Genomic DNA, 19,862 nt, shown 5'->3' on the forward strand with positions numbered 1-19,862 from the left:
AGTGGCTGTCTTTCATGATCCGTCCGGGCGCGAACCATCGCACGGGAACCTGGTCCTTCGGGGGGTCGCCCTCTTAATCCTCGGCGCGATAGCTGCCTACTTACTGATAAGTGACGCTAACGGTGACTTCAGCGATCACACGTCGTTGACCATCAACACCGACGCGATAGGCGACGGATTGAAGGGGGGATCGGAGGTGAAGTACCTTGGGTTCACCGTGGGCGAGGTCTCGAGCATCTCGGTTCGAGACCGTGGCGCGACGGTCAAAATCAACTTCACCGGTTCCGGCAACGACCTAGATCTCCGGCAGGGCATGACGGTGAATTACACTTCGGCAAACGCACTGGGACCGACGGCACTGGAAATCGTAGATCCTGGACACGGACCGCCCATCGGTTCCGGCGAGAGTGTCTACGTAAGCAGGTTGCAATCTGAACAGACCTCGGTGTCAACACTTGTTCGCAAGATCTCCACGCTGGTCGAGGCACTGGACCAGCCCTCGTTTGAAGCGGTGTTGAGGTTCATCGTCGAGGACTCGCAGGCAATTGCTGATAGCGGAAAACTCGTATTCCAGATCGCGAAGCTCACGCGGGATGTCCAGAAACGGCCGGTCGGGGAGGACCTAGAAATTGCAGCCAATCTGTCCACCGGAGTGGCCGACTTCATGACGCCGTTCGTCCCTGGCGTCTTGAAGAACGTCGATATCGCTGACTTTTTCGCCACTCAACAAAACATCGATCGCACGAAAAGCAATCTCGGCGACACGGGAAAGGTTCTGTTCGGTGCACTCGGCGGACTGCTCGACAAGAATTACCCGGCCCTGAGTGCGCTGTTAGACGTCGGCCTTGACCTAGCGCGGCCCGTCGCCAGATCCGCCTCGGGGCTCGTTCGCACGGTGTACACGATCCCGCAGATCCTCGACGGCATCGATAAAGCCTTGCCGAAATTCGGCGACCGAGTCCAGCTCCAGCTAGCACTGGTGGTTCAGACCTCACCTGCTCTACAAAACGCATTGAGAATGGGGGGGCCCACGGGATGACTCTGAGGTCTCTGACACCCACAATCATTAAGATCACCGCGTTTACCGCTGTCATCGGCGTCCTTACATATGTCATCATCGCCATTCTGCAGCCGACCAACGAAGGATCCTCGAGTTCGCAGCGTTCCGCGGTTTTTGCCGACGCTTCCGGACTCAAGCCCCGCGACGGGGTACGACTCGCTGGAGTGAAGGTGGGATATGTAACGGCTGTCGACCTGAAGGGATCAACAGCGATCGTCCATTTCCAACTTGACGACGGCGTCTCGATTACCCCCGCGACGACTGCCGCCGTCCGTTACCAAAACCTGCTGGGACAACGGTATGTGGAGCTCATCAATGCCGGACAAGGCGCCGACCAGGACTCGATCACACAGGTGGCACTTGACAAGACCGTCCCGTCCTTCGACGTATCGACACTATTCAACAGTTTCAAACCAGTATTCGATACATTGAATACAGCCGAGATCAATGAGCTTCAGTCGAACCTGCTACGGGTCGCCCAGGGGGACGGTCGAGGTATCGCACCAGTCATGAAGCAAGTCGCGAACATCACCAATTACGGGAACCAGCGTTCAGAGATCATCACCAACATTGTGACGAGCCTGGGACAGGTGTCTGATCAGTTGATGGGGCGCTCCGCCGAACTGGTCGAGCTGATAGACAAATTGGGGTCAATCGTCGATGCGTTCAGCCGCGTGAGCGATCGCCTGAGGGCCTCGCTGCGGGAGGTCAACCGTTCGATGGCGAAGACTGTGCTCTCCGGTGAGCAGATCGAGTCGACCTACGACACCAGCTTCGCGGCCATTTATCAGAGATTGGTGCGGGAGCCAGGGGATACAGAAAGCTTACTGAACGGTGCCGTTCTCCTGAAGCCACTCCTGGACGCCCTGGAAGCTACATCCAAAGCGACACCTTCGTCCTCGGCGGCAGGGTGCGCCCGAGGAGTGCTCGACCTACCGAGAACAGCGCAGATCGCCCTGATGGGTCAACGACTGGTGGTGTGCCAGTGACCCGCTTCTTCGATAACCGTCCGCATCACCGCCCGCAGCGTCGGCGCGACCTCATCCTGGCGGGAGTCGTTACGATGGTCACGGTGGCCGGCCTCGTCGTGGCGGGTGCTGTGTACATTTCACCGCCCGGACAAACTATCTACAGTGCCAAGTTAGTCAATACCGGCGGATTGGAAGCCGGCGACCAGGTACGTATCGCAGGGATCAGGAAAGGCAAGGTCGCGTCAGTCGACCTGACCGGAACGTTCATCACCGTGCGATTCCGGCTGGATGACTCGATTGCCGTTCGGTCGGACGCGACGGCGAACGTCCGTCTCATCACCCCTATCGGTGGACGTGTATTGGACCTCGACCCAGGTTCAGGCCCGCCGGCCCTCGACGGTGCAATCCCACTGGAGCAGACAAGCAGCACCTACGACATTTCCAGCACGCTTGAGACAACCACACCGGTGTTCCGTGACGTGCGTGGTGTTGATCTACGGCGCACAGCGGCGCTGCTACAGAATGCTTTCTCCGACGGAAACACCAATATCCCTGATGCCCTGCAAAACGCGAGCAGCCTGATGGACCTACTGCAACGTCAGTACGCACAACTCGACAAGACGATGACGTTGTCCGATGAGTACGTCGCCGCCCTCGCAAACCGCAAGCAGGTACTCGTGGACTTCCTCCGCCAGCTCAGCTTCCTCGCCCGCACCCTTGGACCAGACATCGCCAACGTCCAGAGCGGATTCGATTATCTGCGCCGTCTTTTCAAGCTACTGACCCGACCGCTTGTCGCGTACCGCGACGGAATAGAACCATCGGTACAACAGTTCAAGAACCTTCTAAACAAGGTGTCGGCCCAGATGCCCGCCTACGCAAACGCGCTGACCCAGGTCGATCAGATCACCAGACGACTGAGCATTCTTCTCGACGCTCCAGAGGTCGGTCCAGCGAGTCCTGAACCGACTGTCCGCATCTGCATCCCGAGTGGTGATCAAAAATGCTGACAGAGCGGATGCGTCAGCATCTGATCCCGATCGCCACCATCGTCACACTGGCAGTAGTGATCGCGGCCGTAGGAATCAACTATGCGACAGCCGACGACGACACGCGGCCACTATGTGCGGAGTTTTCCGACGCATCAGGTCTGTACGAAGGCAACTCCGTCGCGATGCTCGGCAAGAAGGTGGGCAGGGTCGTAGGCATTCACGAGGAGGGCCAGAGGGGCGTGCGTGTCGACATGCGGATCGACAAGACCGTGCCGCTTCCCGCGGATGTGGGGGCCACCCTTGTGTCCACCTCGATTGTCACCGAAAGACAAATCGAGTTCACCCATCCCTATCGCGGCGGAGAGCATTACGAGTCGGCTAAGTGCATACCACTGAACAAAACCAGGACTCCACTGGGGATTAGTCAAACGCTCGACGCGATCAGCACTCTCTCTGATGAACTCGTCAAGGACGGCGGGCGTAACACCGATGCGATTCTCCAAGCGCTCACGCTCGTCTCCAAGAACATGGAGGGAACCCAGGGCGATATCTCTGGCATTCTCAAGGACTCGGCCACGCTGATCAACGATCCGACCCGGCGTGATGGTCAGATACGCAGAATTGTAGCCAACCTCGCGACCTTAACCGGTGTTGCCACCGAGAACAGTGCTGAGGTGACCCAGCTGTTCGACAACTTCGTCGGCGCAATCGAGGTGATTGTTGCTTTCGGCCAAACATTCGGCGCCGCAACAGAGTACGCAGGTACCTTCGTCCCCATCCTGTCGCGATTGGCGTCCGACTTCGGTCCACCGATCTTCGCAATTGGTGATGCTGCGGTCCCTCTCCTCGCGCAAGTAGGCAAGCAAGAGAACATCCTGGCGACCGTCGCCGCTCGAACGGCTGACCTCATCGTCAAGCATCCGGATGCGAAGTCGATCCTGCGGGCATTCGCCGTGTCTGTCCCACTGCAGACCTTAAAAACGGCGTGTACCTCTCCCGCCGTCAACGGCGTCTGCAGGACGGGTAACGAAGTGGCGATGATCGCTAACTTGATCGGAGGGCAATCTAAATGATGACCTACGGCTACCTTCGTCGTGTCACGGCCGCGATCGTGACGCTGTTCGCAGCGACCATCGCCCTCGCCGCCTGCAGCATCAACGCCGACAACCCGCCGACCATCGGCGGATCATCCGCCCGAGACGGCTACGACATCGAGATCGAGTTCACGAGTGCTCTGAACTTGCCTGCCCGTGCCAAAGTCCTCTCTCGAGGGATTGACGTCGGTGCCGTCACCAGCGTCACGTACGACGGAGGCCACGCGCTGGTTGCCGCCCGAATTGATAAAGACGCCCAACTGCCGGAAGATTCGCGCGCGGAACTCCGCCAAGACACTCTCCTGGGCGAGATTTATGTGGCCATCCTTCCCCCCGCACAGCAGTCCACCCAAGCCTTGCTGCACGCGGGATCGGTAATACCTCTCTCACGCACCGAACCGGCTGCCAACGTCGAGGACGTGATGCGGGGGATGGCTAATGTACTGGGCGGGGGTGAACTCGATAAAATCCATACCGCGATATCGACACTGAACTCGACCTTTCCGAGTGACCCCGCCCAATTCGATACGCTTTACCGCACGACGTTGCGCACCGTGTCTGAGGTGTCCGCCAACACCGACAAACTCGACGTAGTCCTGCAGTCGGCCGATCGCACACTGAAAGTGATCCTGGCCGACCCGTCAGGTACTGACCGAATGTTGACCAAGGGGGGAGTGAACTTCTATGGTCTGGGCTATTCGCTAATTGACGTCGCGCTACTTATCGCCAACCTGCGCGACTTCGCAGTATCTGCCGGCCGTATCGTCGACCCTGAGTATTCCCGCATCAAGGAAACGGTAGGAGCGATCGCGCCGGTAATCGCGTCCATCGCGTACTCGGACATCTACTCCAAGGATGTTTCCGACAAGGCGACGCGTGTAATACGCGAGAAGCTCATCCCATTCGTCAGCTCGCCAGATATCAACGTTTCCGACGTGTCTATCGACGGCCAAGATCTAGCCCGACGTGATGCCGGGTCGTTCATTAACGTATTGCGAGCGATCGGAATGATGCCATGATCCGCAGCACCGTCGTATCCCTGGTTGCCCTTGTCGTCGTCTTCCTCGTCGGAGCAACATACCTGACCATCGACGTGGCACGAATAAACCCGTTCCGCTCCGACTACACGATCTCGGCCATACTCAAGAGCTCGGGCGGCCTGCTCGACACATCGCCGGTGATGCTAGAGGGGGTGCCGGCGGGCAAGGTGACATCTATTCGCGTCACAGATAATCAGCTCGCCGTCGACATGTCCATCGACTCCGGCTACAAGATCCCTCGCGGCAGTGTCATGACGATCCAGAACCTCTCGGTCGCGGGAGAGCAATACATCAACTTCATCCCACCGGATACCACCACCAGTGAGTACTTGCGTAGTGGGGACCTAGTGCCCGCCAGCGCCATCCACGTGTCGCAATCCGTTCCCCAGGTGCTCGCGAAAATGTCGGCAGTGGCCGACGCGCTCGATCCAGCATCGATTCAGACCATCAACGAAACGATCTCCGCGGCAGTCGACGGCCGGCAAAAGGACCTCGACACGATCGGAGACATGATGCACCGCCTCGTGGACTTCGTCGGTGACGACGGTGCGGTCCGTACCACCGCGGACAATGCCGAGTTCCTCCTGGGCCTCATGTCGAACGTGGGCGGTGTGCTCAGTACCGCGTCGGTCCGGACCCCGGATGCCGTCGACGGTTTGGCGAGAATCCAACGTGCGTTCATCGTTTTCACCTCTACGTCCTACGACAAATGGCCACCAATCCTGAAGCTAGTGGAAAAGCTCAGCGGTTACATCCAGATACTTCAGCCCGACATTGTCGCCATCACCCGCGCGGTCAAACCGGCGACGGCGAAAGTCGCAGACACATACGTCGACTTCGGATCGATCGGTGATCTCCTGGCGCGAACATTCCCCGCGTCCCATCGGGGACAGGCGCAAATCCCGATCGCCGTCACGCCATCACCCCGCTGACGCCCGATGTCTCCCCCTACTCCAGCATTTACAGAAGGCAGCAAATGACCGCACACGACAACGGATCAGAATCCGAGGACAGCGGCACTGAAAATGAGCTGACTACGGCTTCCGATAAGGCAGACCGCGGCGACGCCACTAGTGCCACAGAACCTGCGACGTCACAGGACGTTTCCGCCTCGGACGAGGCAAGCCCCCCGACGTCCGAGGCCGAGCAGCGCTGGGGATCAGCACGCCTCCAGGTGGTGGCCGTCGGTGCTCTCGTGGTAGTACTCGCGGTGCTGGCCGGACTCTTTGCTTACCTCTACATTGACATGCGGCAAGCAAAGACGTCCCTGGAGGACGCCGCCACACAACGAGCGCAGGCAGCGCAGGCAGCATCGGACTACACCACAAAGTCGCTCACGTACAGCTACCAAAACACCGGCGCATTCTTTACCGAAGTGAAAGAGAATGCCAGCGATGCGTTGGTCAAGCGATACGACGATGTCGAACCCACCCTGACCCAAATCATGAAACAGGCCAAGGTCCAAGCGTCGGGACGCGTACTGGCGACCAGCGTCACCGGCAGCGCCAGCGAGAACCGGGGGGAATACACGGTGCTGGTCTTCGCCACCCAGAAGACCCAGAATGTTCAGAACCCTCAGCCGAGCGAACTCCCCACACTGTTGAAAGTCGTCGTGCTGAAGACCGATAACGGCTGGCAGATCCAGGATTACGGACCTGCCGAATGATCCAGCGTCCGCCGCGAAAGGAGAGTTAGATGAAAAGCACCATGCAGGAGGTGCCGATGACAGTGTCATCGATACTGCGCCACGTCGCAACCAATCACACTGTTAGGCAGGTGATTACCTATTCCGTGAACGGCTCTGCCCGGTATGCGACCTACGGCGATCTTGAAGAGCGATGCGCACGTCTGGCGAATGCTCTGCGTCGGGTCGGCGTGGTCGGCGACGACCGCGTGGCAACGATGCTGTGGAACAACCAGGAGCACCTCGAAGCGTACGCTGCGGTACCCGCGATGGGCGCGGTGCTGCATACGCTGAACATCCGGTTGTCACCGGCTCAGCTGCAGTTCATCGCGAACCACGCCGAAGACAAGGTCATTATCGTGGACGGGTCGCTGGTGCCGTTGTTGGCGGCGGTCCTACCGGGCTTGGCGACGGTTCGGGTTGTGTTCGTTACCGGCGACGGCGACACCTCCCCGCTCGACGGGCACGGCGTGACCGTGATGCGATATCATGACGCGCTCGCAGCGGAATCCCCAGTGTTCTCTTGGGTCGATCCCGACGAGCGGTCGGCTGCGGGTATGTGTTATACGAGCGGCACTACAGGCGATCCCAAGGGGGTCGTCTACAGTCATCGCTCGGTGTTTCTGCACTCCATGGCAGCGTGTACCGGTAACGCTCTGGCGATCGCAGAAGCCGATCGTGTACTTCCCGTCGTGCCGATGTTTCATGCCAGCGCCTGGGGTCTGCCCTACGCGTCGCTGATGGCCGGCGCGGACTTGCTGATGCCTGATCGATACCTTCAAGCAGCGCCGCTCGCTGACATGATCCAACAACATCGCCCCACGAAGGCAGGAGCAGTACCGACAATCTGGAACGATCTTCTTCAGTACGGTATCGCGAATCCGGGTGTCGACTTGTCATCAATCGACCTTGTCGCCTGTGGTGGAGCTCCCGTGCCGCAGTCGTTGATCGAAGGGTTTGCGGACCGCTTCGGCGTACAGATTATCCAGGCGTGGGGTATGACTGAGACGTCCCCGCTTGCAGCGGTAGGTCGGCCTCCCGCCGGGATCAGCCCCACAAAGGAATTGTCTTACCGCAAGCGACAGGGACGGGCAATTTGCGGGGTGGAGATGCGCCTCATCGACGAGGACGGTCTGCCTGTTCCCCGTGACGACAAGTCCGTCGGTGAACTCGAAGTGCGGGGTCCGTGGGTCACAGGCAGCTACTACCGGCTCGAGGACGCCGAGAGGTTTCGGGATGGCTGGTTGCGGACCGGAGACGTGGGACACATCAGCCCGGACGGGTACCTGACGCTGACTGATCGATCCAAGGACGTCATCAAGTCAGGGGGCGAATGGATCTCGTCTGTGGAGCTCGAGAACTGGATCATGTCGCACCCAGATGTCGCTGAGGCCGCGGTTGTCGCGATGCCCGACCCCAGATGGCAGGAAACAGCTCTCGCCGTGGTGGTTCCGGCTCCGGGTCGCAAGGTGTCGGCTGACACGCTCCACAAGTGGTGCTTAGAAACTTGCCCGGAAGAAATCCCGCACTGGTGGATCCCGAAGAACTGGACGTTCGTGGAGCAGGTGCCGCGTACGAGCGTGGGCAAGTTCGACAAGAAGATGTTACGCGCACAACATGAGCAGGGCGAGCTGCTCGTTGTATCGAAGAACTAGCGACGCACAGGCTTGGCTTCACGTCACACTGGCTGAGATAGGACACCGCCGAGATAGGGCGCAGATGTGCCCACCGACGCCGTTAGCGTTCGGTGGGCACTCATTCTTTTGACAAGCTCTTTTGGAGCGATGCGTCTGCCGATGGACACCTCCTTGATGGCACAGCACCGTCGCTCGCACCAGCGTTAAGCTGGGCAAGTCGTCGCGTTGTCCCCACACAACTGCATGGTCGCCGCCCGCAGGGCCGCCGAATCCAGGATGCGCAACAGCACTTGACGGCGCTCATCGAAATTCCCCAGTGATGCTCACTTAAATTCCCCACCCGTGTGGCTCCGCCAGCGAGGGCGGGCCTCCCGAGATGCTGATGGTCTCTGACCACGCATCAGCTCCAGGGAGGCCCGCTTTCTCATGTTGACATGGGAGGACGATGTGGAAGTACACGCACTACGCAAACGGGGGTGGTCGATCTCGGCGATCGCCCGCCATACCGGACATGACCGCAAGACGATCCGGGCGTATCTGACCGGGGCGCGCTCACCGGGGCTGTCAACGGCCAGTTTGATGTCCCCGCTGGTGGCCAGGTAAAAGTCCCCACCCTGTGCGGGATGTTTTAGGTGGGTGGTACTGAGGGGGACCCATTCGATGGTCCAGTCGCTATGCGGCTTGGGGTTGGTGGGTCGTGGTCCACTGTAGGGCGAACTCGGCGGGGGTGAGTCCGTGGTGGGCCGAATGGGGTCGGTTGGCGTTGTAGTCGATCCTCCAGTCTTCGATGATGACCCGGGCTTCGCGCAGGGAGTCAAAGCGCCAGGAGTTGAGCAGCTCGTCGCGCAGGCGGCCGTTGAACGATTCGATCCAGGCGTTCTGCCACGGGGAGCCGGGGTCGATGAATAGTGATCCGGTGCCGTTGAATCGGCACCAGTCGTTGACGGCGTGAGCGACGAATTCCGGTCCGTTGTCGAACCGCACGTAGCACGGTGGACCATGTATCAGGGCCAGGCGGTCGAGAACGTCAACCACGCCATCGGCGTTGATGACGCGGTCGACGTGGATCGCCAGGGCTTCGCGGGTGAACTCGTCGATCACGTTGAGCATTTTGATGGTTCGGCCGTCGGCGGTGGTGTCGAATTGGAAGTCCATCGCCCAGATCACGTTCGGCCGGATTGGGCACATCGCCCCAACCGCGGTCCCGATTCCGGTGAGCCGTTTCTTCCTGCGGCGCTGGGGAACTCGCAGCCCCTCCTCGCGCCACAGGCGGCGGATGCGTTTGTTGTTGACCGTGAAGCCCGCTTTGCGCGCGGCGATCGCGGCGCGTCGCCAGCCCCAGCGGGGCCGGTCGGTGGAAAACCCACGTAGCCAGGACCGCAGCTCGGCTTCCTCCGCGGTGATCGGCGCTGGGTGCAGTCGCATCGTGGAGCGGTGGATGCCCACCACAGCACATGCTCGCCGCTCAGATACCCCGAACCGCTCACGCAGCATCGTCACGGCGCTGCGCTTGCGGTTCGGGGTCAGAAGTTTCCCGACGAAACCTCCTTGAGCATGTCGATATCGAGGGCCTGGTTGGCGACCAACTTCTTGAGCCGAGCGTTCTCAGCTTCGAGTTCTTTGAGGCGTTTGACGTCATTGGCCTTCATGCCCCCGTACTGGGCCACCCAGCGATGCCAGGTCGACTCTGTGACCTCCAGATGCCGGCACACCTCAGCCAACTCCTGCCCGGTCCCGAGGAGCTTGTTGCCCTCGGCCAGCTTGCGGATGATCTGATCCGGCGTATGCCGCCGGCGCTTGCTACCTGCCATGTCGTCGTCGATTCTTCCTGCCCAAACACTCGGGCAACAGAGTCGCACAACAACTGGACCACTACGAAGGGCCCACCTCAGTACCTCCGTTCGGTGTGTCATGCGGTAGGAGTCGCCGTCGGTGATGACGATGGTGGCGTGGTGTAGGAGTCGGTCGAGGATGCTGGCGGCGGTGGTGTGTTCGGGCAGGAAGCGTCCCCATTGTTCGAAGGGCCAGTGACTGGCGATCGCGAGAGAGCGGCGTTCGTAGGCGCCGGCGACGAGCCTGAATAGCAGTTGGGTGCCGGTGTCGTCGAGCGGGGCGAATCCGATCTCGTCGAGGATGAGCAGATCTTGGCGCAGCAGGGTGTCGATGGTTTTGCCGACGGTGTTGTCGGCCAGCCCGCGATACAGGGTCTCCACGAGGTCGGCGGCGGTGAAGTACCGCACTTTGTGTCCGGCGTGCACTGCGGCGATCCCCAGCCCGATCAGGGTGTGACTCTTGCCAGTCCCGGCTGGGCCGATCAAGGCCAGGTTGTGTTGGGCCCGAACCCATTCCAGCGAGGACAGGTATTCGAAGGTGTTGGCCGGGATGGACGATGCGGCCACGTCGAACGATTCCAGGGTTTTGGTGAGCGGGAACCCGGCAGCTTTGAGTCGGTTGCGGATGTTGGAGGCATCACGAGCGGCGATCTCGGCTTCGACCAGGGTCCGCAGTACTTCTTCGGGTGTCCACCGCTGAGTTTTCGCGGTGAGCAGCACCTCGGGTGCGGTGCGGCGGATCGAGGCCAGTTTCAATCGGCGTAGCGCGTGGTCGAGGTCGGCCGGTAGTGGCGGCACTGTTTGGGGTGCAACTGATGTCGATGTTGTGGTTGGTCATGACACCTCCTTGTCGCCGGCGCCGAGCTTGTAGGCATCCAGCGAGCGGGTGGGCGCGGTAGGCAGATGCCCGAGCAGTGCTGTGCCGGCCGGTCGCGGGTTGGGGGTGCCGGCTCCGGCATCGAGGATCGAACGCACATCGGCGGCCTTGAACCGTCGGAACGCCACCGCCCTGGTCAGAGCGGTGAGCACCTGTTGATGGCCGTGGGAGGTGACCAGGCCGAGGATGTCATCGAGTTCACCGCCCAGGCGGGTGTTGCCGATCGCCGCGGCACCGACCAGGAACTGCTCAGCAACCTCACCGAGAGCGCAGAACTGTTTCTCCACCGCAGTTTTGGGTCGTGGTGCACGACTGGGCGGTGTGCGTGGCCCCCCGTAGTGGTCGTCGTTGAGGACGACCTCTCCGGGTGCGGCCAGCAGATGTTCGGCAACCATCTCACCGGAGGCGGGTTCGGCGATCAGGAGCCGCTCACCGTCCTGGATGAGGGTCACGGTGGTGCCGATGAGCCGGTTGGGTACCGAGTAGCGGGCCGAGGCGTACCGGATACACGAGAGGCGATCGACCTTACGGGTGACCGGCGGTGGACCGACTTGGGCCCGCAGAGATGGCAACTTCGACAGCACTTCTCGTTCCACATCGAGTTGCTCAGCAGGCACGCACAGTGTGTCGCTGTGGCGGCGGGTGTTGACCTCGACACACCAGTCCCGCGCGGCCCGGTTCGCTGCGTGCACATCCAGCTGCACGTCGTCACGACCTGCGGCGATCTTGGCTTCGGTCCACAACGGTTGCGCCAGATCCGACTGCGCGTACCCGCACAGGTTTTCCACGATCCCTTTCGATTCCGGATCGGCGCCGTGACAGAAGTCCGGGGCGAACCCGTAGTGGGTGGCAAACCGCACATACGTGGGGGTCGGTACGACGACGTTGGCGACGACCCCACCTTTGAGGCAGCCCATCCGATCAGCGAGTACCTTGTTGGGTACTCCACCGATCTCTTCCAACGCCTCGGCGATGAATCCGAGTGTGGTGGTGGATGTTTCGTTGGTGGCGAACCGAACGAACCGCCAGCGTGAGAACGCCAACACCGCGCAGAACATGTGTAGCCCGCCGATCACGGCCCAATCGATGACCAGGTAGTCACCCGGAGCCCACACTGCCGGGCGACGCCCACGATGATGGTCACGGCGCCACTGTGTTTTCTCCTGAGCGACGAGACGACGGAAGTTGCGGGCCGAGCCTGCATAACCCGCCGCTCGCGCTACTGATAGCAGACGTTTCGCGGTGATCCGGCCGCGCGACCGCTCGACTCGCTCAGCGACCAGCTCGGCAACGGTGTCGTAGTTGCGGGCCCGTACCATGCGATCTGGTGGTTGATCGTCGGCCTCGAACCGGTCGACCACACGCTTGACGGTCTTGTGGGTGGTGCCGCACACCTCGGCGGCGGCGCGATAGCTTCCGAGTTCTCGGTAAGCAGAAATGATGTCCATACGGTCCTTCGCAGACTTCAATGGAACTCCCAGGCGGTGACAGTGATCGGTTGGCACCTTCACCGTCATCGCCTGGGCCCTCAGTTCCGGGTCGACACGACGAACACAGGGTGGGGACTTTTATCTGGCCACCAGCGGGGACCTCGACCTGGCCACCAGTGGGGACTTTCTCATGGCCATGGACAGGGGCAGCGTAAGAAGCCGGATGAGGATCCGTTCGAACCGTTCGTCGTGTACGTGACCGCACGCCTGGCCGAGGATCCGCATTTGTGGGCGCGCACGCTGTGCGATGAACTCGAGGAGCTCGGTTACAGCCAGTCGTATCAAACCCTTGACTCGTCAGATCCGGGCTCGTGGTCTGCGCCCGACGTGTGAGCAGTGCGCCTCCGCCATCCACCGACCGAACGCGGTAATCGAGCACCCGCCGGGTGAAGAGACACAATGGGATTGGCTGGAACTACCCAATCCGCCGACCTGCTGGGGGTGGGGATCGACGGCGTACTTGTTCGTCGGATCGTTGGCGCACTCCGGGCGCTAGCGCGGCTATCTGGCACCGAATATGACCCGCCCACACGTGGTCGCCGGCCTCGATCGCATCACCCGCCGACTCGGTGGGGTGACGAAGGTGTGGCGGTTCGACCGGATGGCCACGGTCTGCCATCCGGCCAGCGGCGCGCTGACCTCGGAGTTCGCCGCAGTGGCCAAGCATTACGGTGTTGCGGTGGCGATCTGCCCACCACGACGAGGTAACCGCAAAGGTGTCGTCGAATCAGCCAATCGTGTTGCTGCTCAACGGTGGTGGCGCACCGTGGGCGATGACATCACTGTCGAACAGGCCCAAGCGAGTCTGGACAAGTTCTGTCGTACCCGCTCGGATGTGCGAATGCGCCGCACCCGTGATGGCCGCTACAACGTCGCCACCATCGCCCAACGCGAACCACTGTCTCCAGCACCGGCCACGCCGTTTCCGGCGTTGGTGAGCGAAGCCAGGACGGCGTCTCGTCAAGCGCTCGTCGCCTGGCGTGGAAACCAGTACTCGGTGCCCCCGGAGTTGGCGATGGCTGAGGTGACGGTGACCGAACGCCTCGGCGCGGGCCATATCGACATCGCCACCACCTCGGGGATCGTGATCGCCCGCCACCGCCTCGCCGCACCCGGAACCGGCGCCCAGATACGCGACCACGGCCATGTTGTCGCCCTCGACCAAGCAGCCATGGCTGCTGCGGTCACCGGCGGCAGGCCGCACCGCCGCAAGGAACGCATCCCACCCGGGCAACACGCTCGCGAGGCCGCAGAACGACTGCGCCACAACACAACAACGACAGCAAACCCATCGGTTGATGCCGGACCATCGGTCATCGATATGAGCGTCTACGAACGCGCCGCACAGAACAGGACCCAACTGCCATGACCACCCACACCACCATGCCCGTGAGGTGGGCCCTTCGTAGTGGTCCAGTTGTTGTGCGACTCTGTTGCCCGAGTGTTTGGGCAGGAAGAATCGACGACGACATGGCAGGTAGCAAGCGCCGGCGGCATACGCCGGATCAGATCATCCGCAAGCTGGCCGAGGGCAACAAGCTCCTCGGGACCGGGCAGGAGTTGGCTGAGGTGTGCCGGCATCTGGAGGTCACAGAGTCGACCTGGCATCGCTGGGTGGCCCAGTACGGGGGCATGAAGGCCAATGACGTCAAACGCCTCAAAGAACTCGAAGCTGAGAACGCTCGGCTCAAGAAGTTGGTCGCCAACCAGGCCCTCGATATCGACATGCTCAAGGAGGTTTCGTCGGGAAACTTCTGACCCCGAACCGCAAGCGCAGCGCCGTGACGATGCTGCGTGAGCGGTTCGGGGTATCTGAGCGGCGAGCATGTGCTGTGGTGGGCATCCACCGCTCCACGATGCGACTGCACCCAGCGCCGATCACCGCGGAGGAAGCCGAGCTGCGGTCCTGGCTACGTGGGTTTTCCACCGACCGGCCCCGCTGGGGCTGGCGACGCGCCGCGATCGCCGCGCGCAAAGCGGGCTTCACGGTCAACAACAAACGCATCCGCCGCCTGTGGCGCGAGGAGGGGCTGCGAGTTCCCCAGCGCCGCAGGAAGAAACGGCTCACCGGAATCGGGACCGCGGTTGGGGCGATGTGCCCAATCCGGCCGAACGTGATCTGGGCGATGGACTTCCAATTCGACACCACCGCCGACGGCCGAACCATCAAAATGCTCAACGTGATCGACGAGTTCACCCGCGAAGCCCTGGCGATCCACGTCGACCGCGTCATCAACGCCGATGGCGTGGTTGACGTTCTCGACCGCCTGGCCCTGATACATGGTCCACCGTGCTACGTGCGGTTCGACAACGGACCGGAATTCGTCGCTCACGCCGTCAACGACTGGTGCCGATTCAACGGCACCGGATCACTATTCATCGACCCCGGCTCCCCGTGGCAGAACGCCTGGATCGAATCGTTCAACGGCCGCCTGCGCGACGAGCTGCTCAACTCCTGGCGCTTTGACTCCCTGCGCGAAGCCCGGGTCATCATCGAAGACTGGAGGATCGACTACAACGCCAACCGACCCCATTCGGCCCACCACGGACTCACCCCCGCCGAGTTCGCCCTACAGTGGACCACGACCCACCAACCCCAAGCCGCATAGCGACTGGACCATCGAATGGGTCCCCCTCACCCGAGCCGCAGAGTCAGGCGGCGGTCTCGACCTATCAGAAGTTGCGGGGCCACCTCGCCGTACTCAAACTCGACGCGGCCGCCGAAGCGTTGCCCTCGGTACTGCAGACCGCTGGCGACGAAGAGTGGTCGATGACCCAGATGCTCGAACATCTCCTAGAGATCGAGGTCTGCGCGACCGAAGCCCGCCGCCTGGCCGGCCGGTTGCGGTTCGCGTGCCTACCGACCCCGGCCACCCTCGACGGCTTCGACTACGACGCCGCACCCGGCGTGGACCGCCACCTCATCCGGGAACTGGGCACCTGCGCCTACCTGGAATCAGCGACCAACGTGCTGCTCATCGGACCGCCCGGCACCGGCAAAACCCACCTCGCAGTCGGACTCGCGCGCGCCGCGGTACACGTCGGCTACCGCACCTACGTGACCACCGCCGCCGATCTGGCTGCCCGCTGCCACAAAGCGGCCATCGAGGGCCGGTGGGCCACCTGCATGCGGTTCTTCGCCGGGCCCACCCTGCTGGTGATCGATGAACTCGGATACCTTCCACTACCCGCCGAGGCTGCGTCGGCACTGTTTCAGGTTGTGGCGCAACACTATTTGAAAACAAGCATCGTGATCACCACCAACAGATCCGTAGCTGAATGGGGTGAAGTCCTCGGCGATACCACCGTCGCCGCGGCTATGCTCGACCGGCTGCTGCACCGCTCGGTCGTGCTCAAACTCGACGGAGACTCCTACCGCCTACGCGACCACCACGCCCGCTCCCAGAACCAGCGCACCGCGACCACACCGACCCGGCGAACGCTAGAGTAGAAGCCGCCTCCGGGTGGGGAATTTCAATGAGCACACCTGGGGAAGATCGATGAGCCTTGTCACACTAGCATTGAGTACCAACACAACTCGTCTATCGCCGGCGAGTGTGCCGCGACATGTACTACCTCGCTCCTAATCTGTTGGGGCAACACCGGGACCGGTTGCCCCAACAGATAGTGGTCGGGATGGTCGGGATGTTCAGGGACCGACGCAAGTCAGATCCCCAGGGGTCCGCCCGCGCGTCGTCTTCTGTGATGGTCCCGGGGCGTGCGGGGAACGGTCGATGTGACCCGGCCACCAGCTCGCATTGCCCAGCAACACGGCCAATGCCGGGACTACTAAGGTCCGCACCAGGAACGTGTCGAGAAGCAGACCGACACCGATGATGAACCCGATCTGCACCATCACATCGATGGAACCGACCATCAGTCCGAACATGCTGGCAGCGAAGATCAACCCGGCCGAGGTGATCACTGACCCGGTGTAGGCGACTGTACGCATTACGCCAACCCGCACGCTCGCCCTCGTCTCCTCTCTCAGTCGTGAGACCAGCAACATGTTGTAGTCAGCGCCCACCGCCACCAAAACAATGAATGACACCAGTGGAGCTGGCCAGGCAATCCCGGCACCGAACATATGTTGGAGTACAAGCACACCGATACCGAGCGCCGCCATGTAGTTCAAGACGACGGTTGCAAGAAGGTACACCGGCGCAACGACGGCCCGCAGCAGCAGCATCAGAATCAGACCCACGATGAGAAGGGTGGCAATGCCAAGCAGTTTGAAATCGTGCGACAACAGCCGCTGGACGTCGGCGTTGATCGCAGGAAAGCCCGCGACCGAAGCGCGTCCGCCCTCCAGCGTGGTGTTCGGCATTGCGTTCTCGGCGACGCTGGACAGCTCGTTCGCGAGCTTCATTGCCTCGGCAGAGTATGGGTCGTAGGCGGTCTGTATCGCATAGCGCACGGTTTTCCCGTCGGGCGAGATGAACTGTCGAGCGACCTGACTGAACTGCTGGTCCTTGAACGCATCCGCGGGGAGATAGAAGCCGGTTGCCGAATCAGAATCGCCGACCTCGCGGGCAGGAGCCCGAAGCTGTGCGGCGACCTGTGCCAGTCCACCGAGTAACTGAAGGTTGCTGTCCACCAAAGCCCCGACTCCATTCGACAACTGACGTGCGCCGTCGGCGAGAACGCCGACGCCGGACTCGAGTTGCGACACCCTGTTCCCGAGGTTCTGCCCACCGATCGTCTGTAGTGCAGAATCCAGCGTTTGAAAAGAACGCTGAAGCTGTGCCATGTCGGTAGAGCCTGGCGCACTCACGCGGCCGAGCTGCGCGGTAAAGTCAGCCACCCTCGCGAGCGACTGATCATCCGCGAGTGCCCGGATGTCGGCCGTCTGCGCGCGCAGTGCCGAGCACTCCGCGATCTGCTGACACCACGGAGCGTCCAATGCGGACAATGCCGGCGCGATCGCATCTGCCGCAGACTGGGCCCGACGGGCGAGTTGAGACAGCTCAGGCGCTTGCTGGGAGAACTGCTGAAGCGTTGGAGCAGCGCTCGCGAGCTGGTTCACCAACGGCCGATACTCGTCGAGTTGTGGGCCAAAGGACGACACCTCGTCGAGCAACCCCGACAGCGGAGCGAGATTGGAGGAGATCTGCTCTTCTAGCTGTGCCAGGCCTCCGGCTAGCTGCTCTGATCCGGTCTTAAGGACGGCCAGATCACCCTTGCGGGCCTGTACATCTCCGGTCTCCTCGGTGATCTTGGTACCGATCTGATCGTTCTGCCAAGACAATTGCGCCTGCTGTAGCTTCTCACCGGTCGGGCGCGTCACGCCAATGACCCTGGTCACGCCGGGAATCTGCGCGACGCGGGATGCCAACTGGTCGAGGTCGGCAAGGCCTTGAGCCGTGCGCATGTCGTTCTCGGACTCCACCACCAAGAATTCCGAGATAATGATGTCTTTCGGGAAGTGGCGGTTGAGCAGCGCGTAGCCTTCGTTGCTCCCTGTGTCAGTTGGCTGCCCCTCGCGATCGTCGTAGGTGATCTGAATTGTTGCGGCTACCAGGGCGAGGCCGATCAACGCGACCACACTGATCGCCAGCAGAGGTACCGGCCGCCGGATAACCATGACTCCGACTCTTCTCCAGTAATCCCGCGTCAGGTCACGGCGGGGAAGGCCGGCACCTCTCTTGGCGGCGAAGGAGAGCACGGGGGGCAACAATGTAACCGTTGCCAAGAATGCGAATGCTATGGCGATTGCGCAGGCCGGACCTAATGTGTTGAACACACTGAGATTGGCGAAGGCCATAGCCAGGAAGGCTAGGGCCACAGTGCCCGCCGATGCGAGAACCACGCGGCCGATAGTTGCATTCGCGTGGGCAATAGCGGCATCAGGAGAGTTGCCTGCTCGAATACCCTCATGATAGCGGCTTATGAGGAACACCGAATAGTCAACTCCGGCACCGAAGATGATGACGGTCATGAACATCGAGGTGAACTGGGATACCGGCATGCCCAGCTCGCCTAGTCCAGATAGAACTCCGCGACCTACGGCCAAACTCATGCCCACGACAAGCAGCGGCATCAGCGCGGTGAACACCGAACGGTAGACGACGAGGAGGATCACGGCGATCAGCAGCACGGTGGCGACAGTGATCAGGACCAGATCCGACTCGCCCACGGCGAGTTGGTCGCTAAATGTCGCGGGTGGGCCTGTCACACGGACTCTCGTCTCAGTGTCGCGAAAGATTCTCTCCGCGGTGTCGCGTACCGCTGCGACCGCCTCCGCGGTATCGGGTCCCCCGAGTGTGCCGGTCACTCCCACGGGCAGATACCAGGCTTGCTTGTCTTTGCTGAGAGCCTGACTCGCAGTGAGGGGATCGCTCAGCAGGTCTCGGACGGCGATGACGTGCTTGTCGTCCGCCCGCAGGGTGTCGACAAGCACGTGGTATCGATCGCGGGTGTTGTCGGACAGGCCTGCACTGTTCTCCATCACTACGAATACTGTGGTCTTGGCGCCGCGCTCGTCGAAAGCGGCGCCCATACGGTCCAAGGTCTGAAAAGACGGGACTCCGGCCGGGATCGGATCCACAGATTGTTCCCGTATCACTGACTCCAGTTGAGGAAAGAGAAGGCCTAAGCCGATGGCGGCGCCGAGCCAGACCAGCGTCACAATCCCTTTGCGGCGGAGGGTAAACCATGCAACCCGCTCAAGGGTCGGACTGTATTCGCCGAGTTTCTCGCCCCCTCTCGACGGGCGGGTTCGAATGGGAGACGAACTCACCATGTGAAATTTCCTCTCGACCTGAAGTGGGCGACCCAATCGTGCGCACCCGTTATGCGAACGTCCGTGCGGCGGTGGATGGTTGTCACTTGCGGTGGTGCTCGGCCATGTCTTCGACCTCCTCGAGAGTGGTGGGCAGGTGGTATGGGGGGGTGCTCTTACCTGAGATGCGGTATCGGCCCCAGAAGTCGGGATCCCCGACGACACACTCCGCTCGGCCCTCGGGGGTCGTAAATACAGCGATCGCGCGGGCGCCCTTCAGGAGCTCGTCGAGCTCATCATTCTTCTGAATCCGGCCATACCAGGTGTAGAGGCCGTTCAGCGGCTGGAAATAGCCTTTGATCTTCGCTTCGACATGGATCTCCGTCCCGCGGCACACCAGGGTTCCTTCGCCGGAGTAGTCGAGGTCATGGTCGTCAGACATGCAGCCCTACCTTCTTCGCATT

Annotated in this window: 14 protein-coding genes and 3 pseudogenes; 12 read left to right on the forward strand and 5 right to left on the reverse strand. The window is 61.5% G+C overall.

Translation table 11 applies throughout. The features are described 5' to 3' along the window. Position 1: 1 nt before the first annotated feature. The 9 genes and pseudogenes from C5O27_RS16155 to C5O27_RS16195 all read left to right on the forward strand — a co-directional run. A complete protein-coding gene (locus C5O27_RS16155; RefSeq protein WP_127963141.1) occupies positions 2 to 1,039 on the forward strand; it encodes an MlaD family protein in 1,038 nt (345 codons plus the stop codon). After that, positions 1,036 to 2,049: an MlaD family protein gene (locus C5O27_RS16160; RefSeq protein WP_127963142.1), complete on the forward strand. Its 1,014-nt coding sequence runs from the start codon at positions 1,036 to 1,038 to the stop codon at positions 2,047 to 2,049. Before C5O27_RS16155 ends, C5O27_RS16160 begins: the two co-directional genes overlap by 4 nt. Next, positions 2,046 to 3,041, forward strand: a complete 996-nt coding sequence (locus tag C5O27_RS16165; protein ID WP_127963143.1) for an MlaD family protein — start codon at positions 2,046 to 2,048, stop codon at positions 3,039 to 3,041. The genes C5O27_RS16160 and C5O27_RS16165 overlap by 4 nt, the downstream gene beginning before the upstream one ends. Then, positions 3,035 to 4,096, forward strand: a complete 1,062-nt coding sequence (locus C5O27_RS16170) for an MlaD family protein (protein ID WP_127963144.1) — start codon at positions 3,035 to 3,037, stop codon at positions 4,094 to 4,096. The genes C5O27_RS16165 and C5O27_RS16170 overlap by 7 nt, the downstream gene beginning before the upstream one ends. Then, complete coding sequence (locus C5O27_RS16175; RefSeq protein WP_006902456.1) at positions 4,093 to 5,136, forward strand: MlaD family protein; 1,044 nt, start codon at positions 4,093 to 4,095, stop codon at positions 5,134 to 5,136. The genes C5O27_RS16170 and C5O27_RS16175 overlap by 4 nt, the downstream gene beginning before the upstream one ends. Further along, positions 5,133 to 6,089 (forward strand): MlaD family protein, encoded by a 957-nt coding sequence (locus C5O27_RS16180; protein ID WP_006902457.1) that lies wholly within the window; start codon positions 5,133 to 5,135, stop codon positions 6,087 to 6,089. The genes C5O27_RS16175 and C5O27_RS16180 overlap by 4 nt, the downstream gene beginning before the upstream one ends. Positions 6,090 to 6,133: 44 nt before the next feature. Further along, positions 6,134 to 6,823: a hypothetical protein gene (locus C5O27_RS16185; RefSeq protein ID WP_006902458.1), complete on the forward strand. Its 690-nt coding sequence runs from the start codon at positions 6,134 to 6,136 to the stop codon at positions 6,821 to 6,823. Between the two features lie 29 nt (positions 6,824 to 6,852). Then, entirely contained in the window at positions 6,853 to 8,496 is a 1,644-nt protein-coding gene (locus C5O27_RS16190) for a long-chain fatty acid--CoA ligase (protein WP_006902459.1), read from the forward strand. Positions 8,497 to 8,904: 408 nt separating this feature from the next. Beyond that, positions 8,905 to 9,066: pseudogene (locus C5O27_RS16195) on the forward strand (helix-turn-helix domain-containing protein); the annotation flags it as partial. An 84-nt stretch (positions 9,067 to 9,150) separates the two neighbouring features. Here C5O27_RS16195 and C5O27_RS16200 read toward each other — a convergent pair. From C5O27_RS16200 to istA, 3 genes and pseudogenes are all read right to left on the reverse strand, one after another. Further along, a protein-coding gene (locus C5O27_RS16200; protein ID WP_127962095.1) for an IS3 family transposase occupies positions 9,151 to 10,289 on the reverse strand; the annotation gives its coding sequence in 2 pieces (ribosomal slippage) (positions 9,151 to 10,019 and positions 10,019 to 10,289; 1,140 coding nt in all). 84 nt (positions 10,290 to 10,373) lie between these two features. After that, positions 10,374 to 11,108, reverse strand: a pseudogene (gene istB, locus C5O27_RS16205) (IS21-like element helper ATPase IstB); the annotation flags it as partial. Between the two features lie 36 nt (positions 11,109 to 11,144). Beyond that, positions 11,145 to 12,656 (reverse strand): IS21 family transposase, encoded by a 1,512-nt coding sequence (gene istA / locus C5O27_RS16210; protein WP_127961568.1) that lies wholly within the window; start codon positions 12,654 to 12,656, stop codon positions 11,145 to 11,147. 51 nt (positions 12,657 to 12,707) lie between these two features. Here istA and C5O27_RS16215 point away from each other — a divergent pair. The 3 genes and pseudogenes from C5O27_RS16215 to istB (C5O27_RS16225) all read left to right on the forward strand — a co-directional run bounded on the left by C5O27_RS16215 (position 12,708) and on the right by istB (C5O27_RS16225) (position 16,128). Next, positions 12,708 to 14,046 (forward strand): annotated as a pseudogene (locus tag C5O27_RS16215) (Mu transposase domain-containing protein). A gap of 101 nt (positions 14,047 to 14,147) precedes the next feature. Then, a protein-coding gene (locus C5O27_RS16220) for an IS3 family transposase (protein WP_127962095.1) occupies positions 14,148 to 15,286 on the forward strand; the annotation gives its coding sequence in 2 pieces (ribosomal slippage) (positions 14,148 to 14,418 and positions 14,418 to 15,286; 1,140 coding nt in all). After that, positions 15,283 to 16,128 carry an IS21-like element helper ATPase IstB gene (gene istB, locus C5O27_RS16225; RefSeq protein ID WP_127963859.1) on the forward strand — a complete coding sequence of 282 codons (846 nt, stop codon included), beginning with the start codon at positions 15,283 to 15,285 and terminating at the stop codon, positions 16,126 to 16,128. Before C5O27_RS16220 ends, istB (C5O27_RS16225) begins: the two co-directional genes overlap by 4 nt. 198 nt (positions 16,129 to 16,326) lie before the next feature. Here istB (C5O27_RS16225) and C5O27_RS16230 read toward each other — a convergent pair whose 3' ends face one another. Then, entirely contained in the window at positions 16,327 to 19,419 is a 3,093-nt protein-coding gene (locus tag C5O27_RS16230; RefSeq protein ID WP_006902476.1) for an MMPL/RND family transporter, read from the reverse strand. An 82-nt stretch (positions 19,420 to 19,501) separates the two neighbouring features. Next, positions 19,502 to 19,840, reverse strand: coding sequence for a DUF4873 domain-containing protein (locus C5O27_RS16235; protein ID WP_006902477.1), 339 nt, complete (start codon positions 19,838 to 19,840; stop codon positions 19,502 to 19,504). Between the last annotated feature and the right edge of the window lie 22 nt (positions 19,841 to 19,862).

It is taken from the genome of Gordonia alkanivorans, assembly GCF_004011905.1.
Lineage (GTDB): Bacteria > Actinomycetota > Actinomycetes > Mycobacteriales > Mycobacteriaceae > Gordonia > Gordonia alkanivorans.

Bases quoted from the DNA above. Each gene is read 5' to 3' on its own strand.
- C5O27_RS16190 (WP_006902459.1), top strand. From the start codon at position 6,853: ATGAAAAGCACCATGCAGGAGGTGCCGATGACAGTGTCATCGATACTG.
- C5O27_RS16175 (WP_006902456.1), top strand. From the start codon at position 4,093: ATGATGACCTACGGCTACCTTCGTCGTGTCACGGCCGCGATCGTGACG.
- C5O27_RS16230 (WP_006902476.1), bottom strand. From the start codon at position 19,419: ATGGTGAGTTCGTCTCCCATTCGAACCCGCCCGTCGAGAGGGGGCGAG.
- C5O27_RS16160 (WP_127963142.1), top strand. From the start codon at position 1,036: ATGACTCTGAGGTCTCTGACACCCACAATCATTAAGATCACCGCGTTT.
- C5O27_RS16170 (WP_127963144.1), top strand. From the start codon at position 3,035: ATGCTGACAGAGCGGATGCGTCAGCATCTGATCCCGATCGCCACCATC.
- C5O27_RS16185 (WP_006902458.1), top strand. From the start codon at position 6,134: ATGACCGCACACGACAACGGATCAGAATCCGAGGACAGCGGCACTGAA.
- C5O27_RS16180 (WP_006902457.1), top strand. From the start codon at position 5,133: ATGATCCGCAGCACCGTCGTATCCCTGGTTGCCCTTGTCGTCGTCTTC.
- C5O27_RS16235 (WP_006902477.1), bottom strand. From the start codon at position 19,840: ATGTCTGACGACCATGACCTCGACTACTCCGGCGAAGGAACCCTGGTG.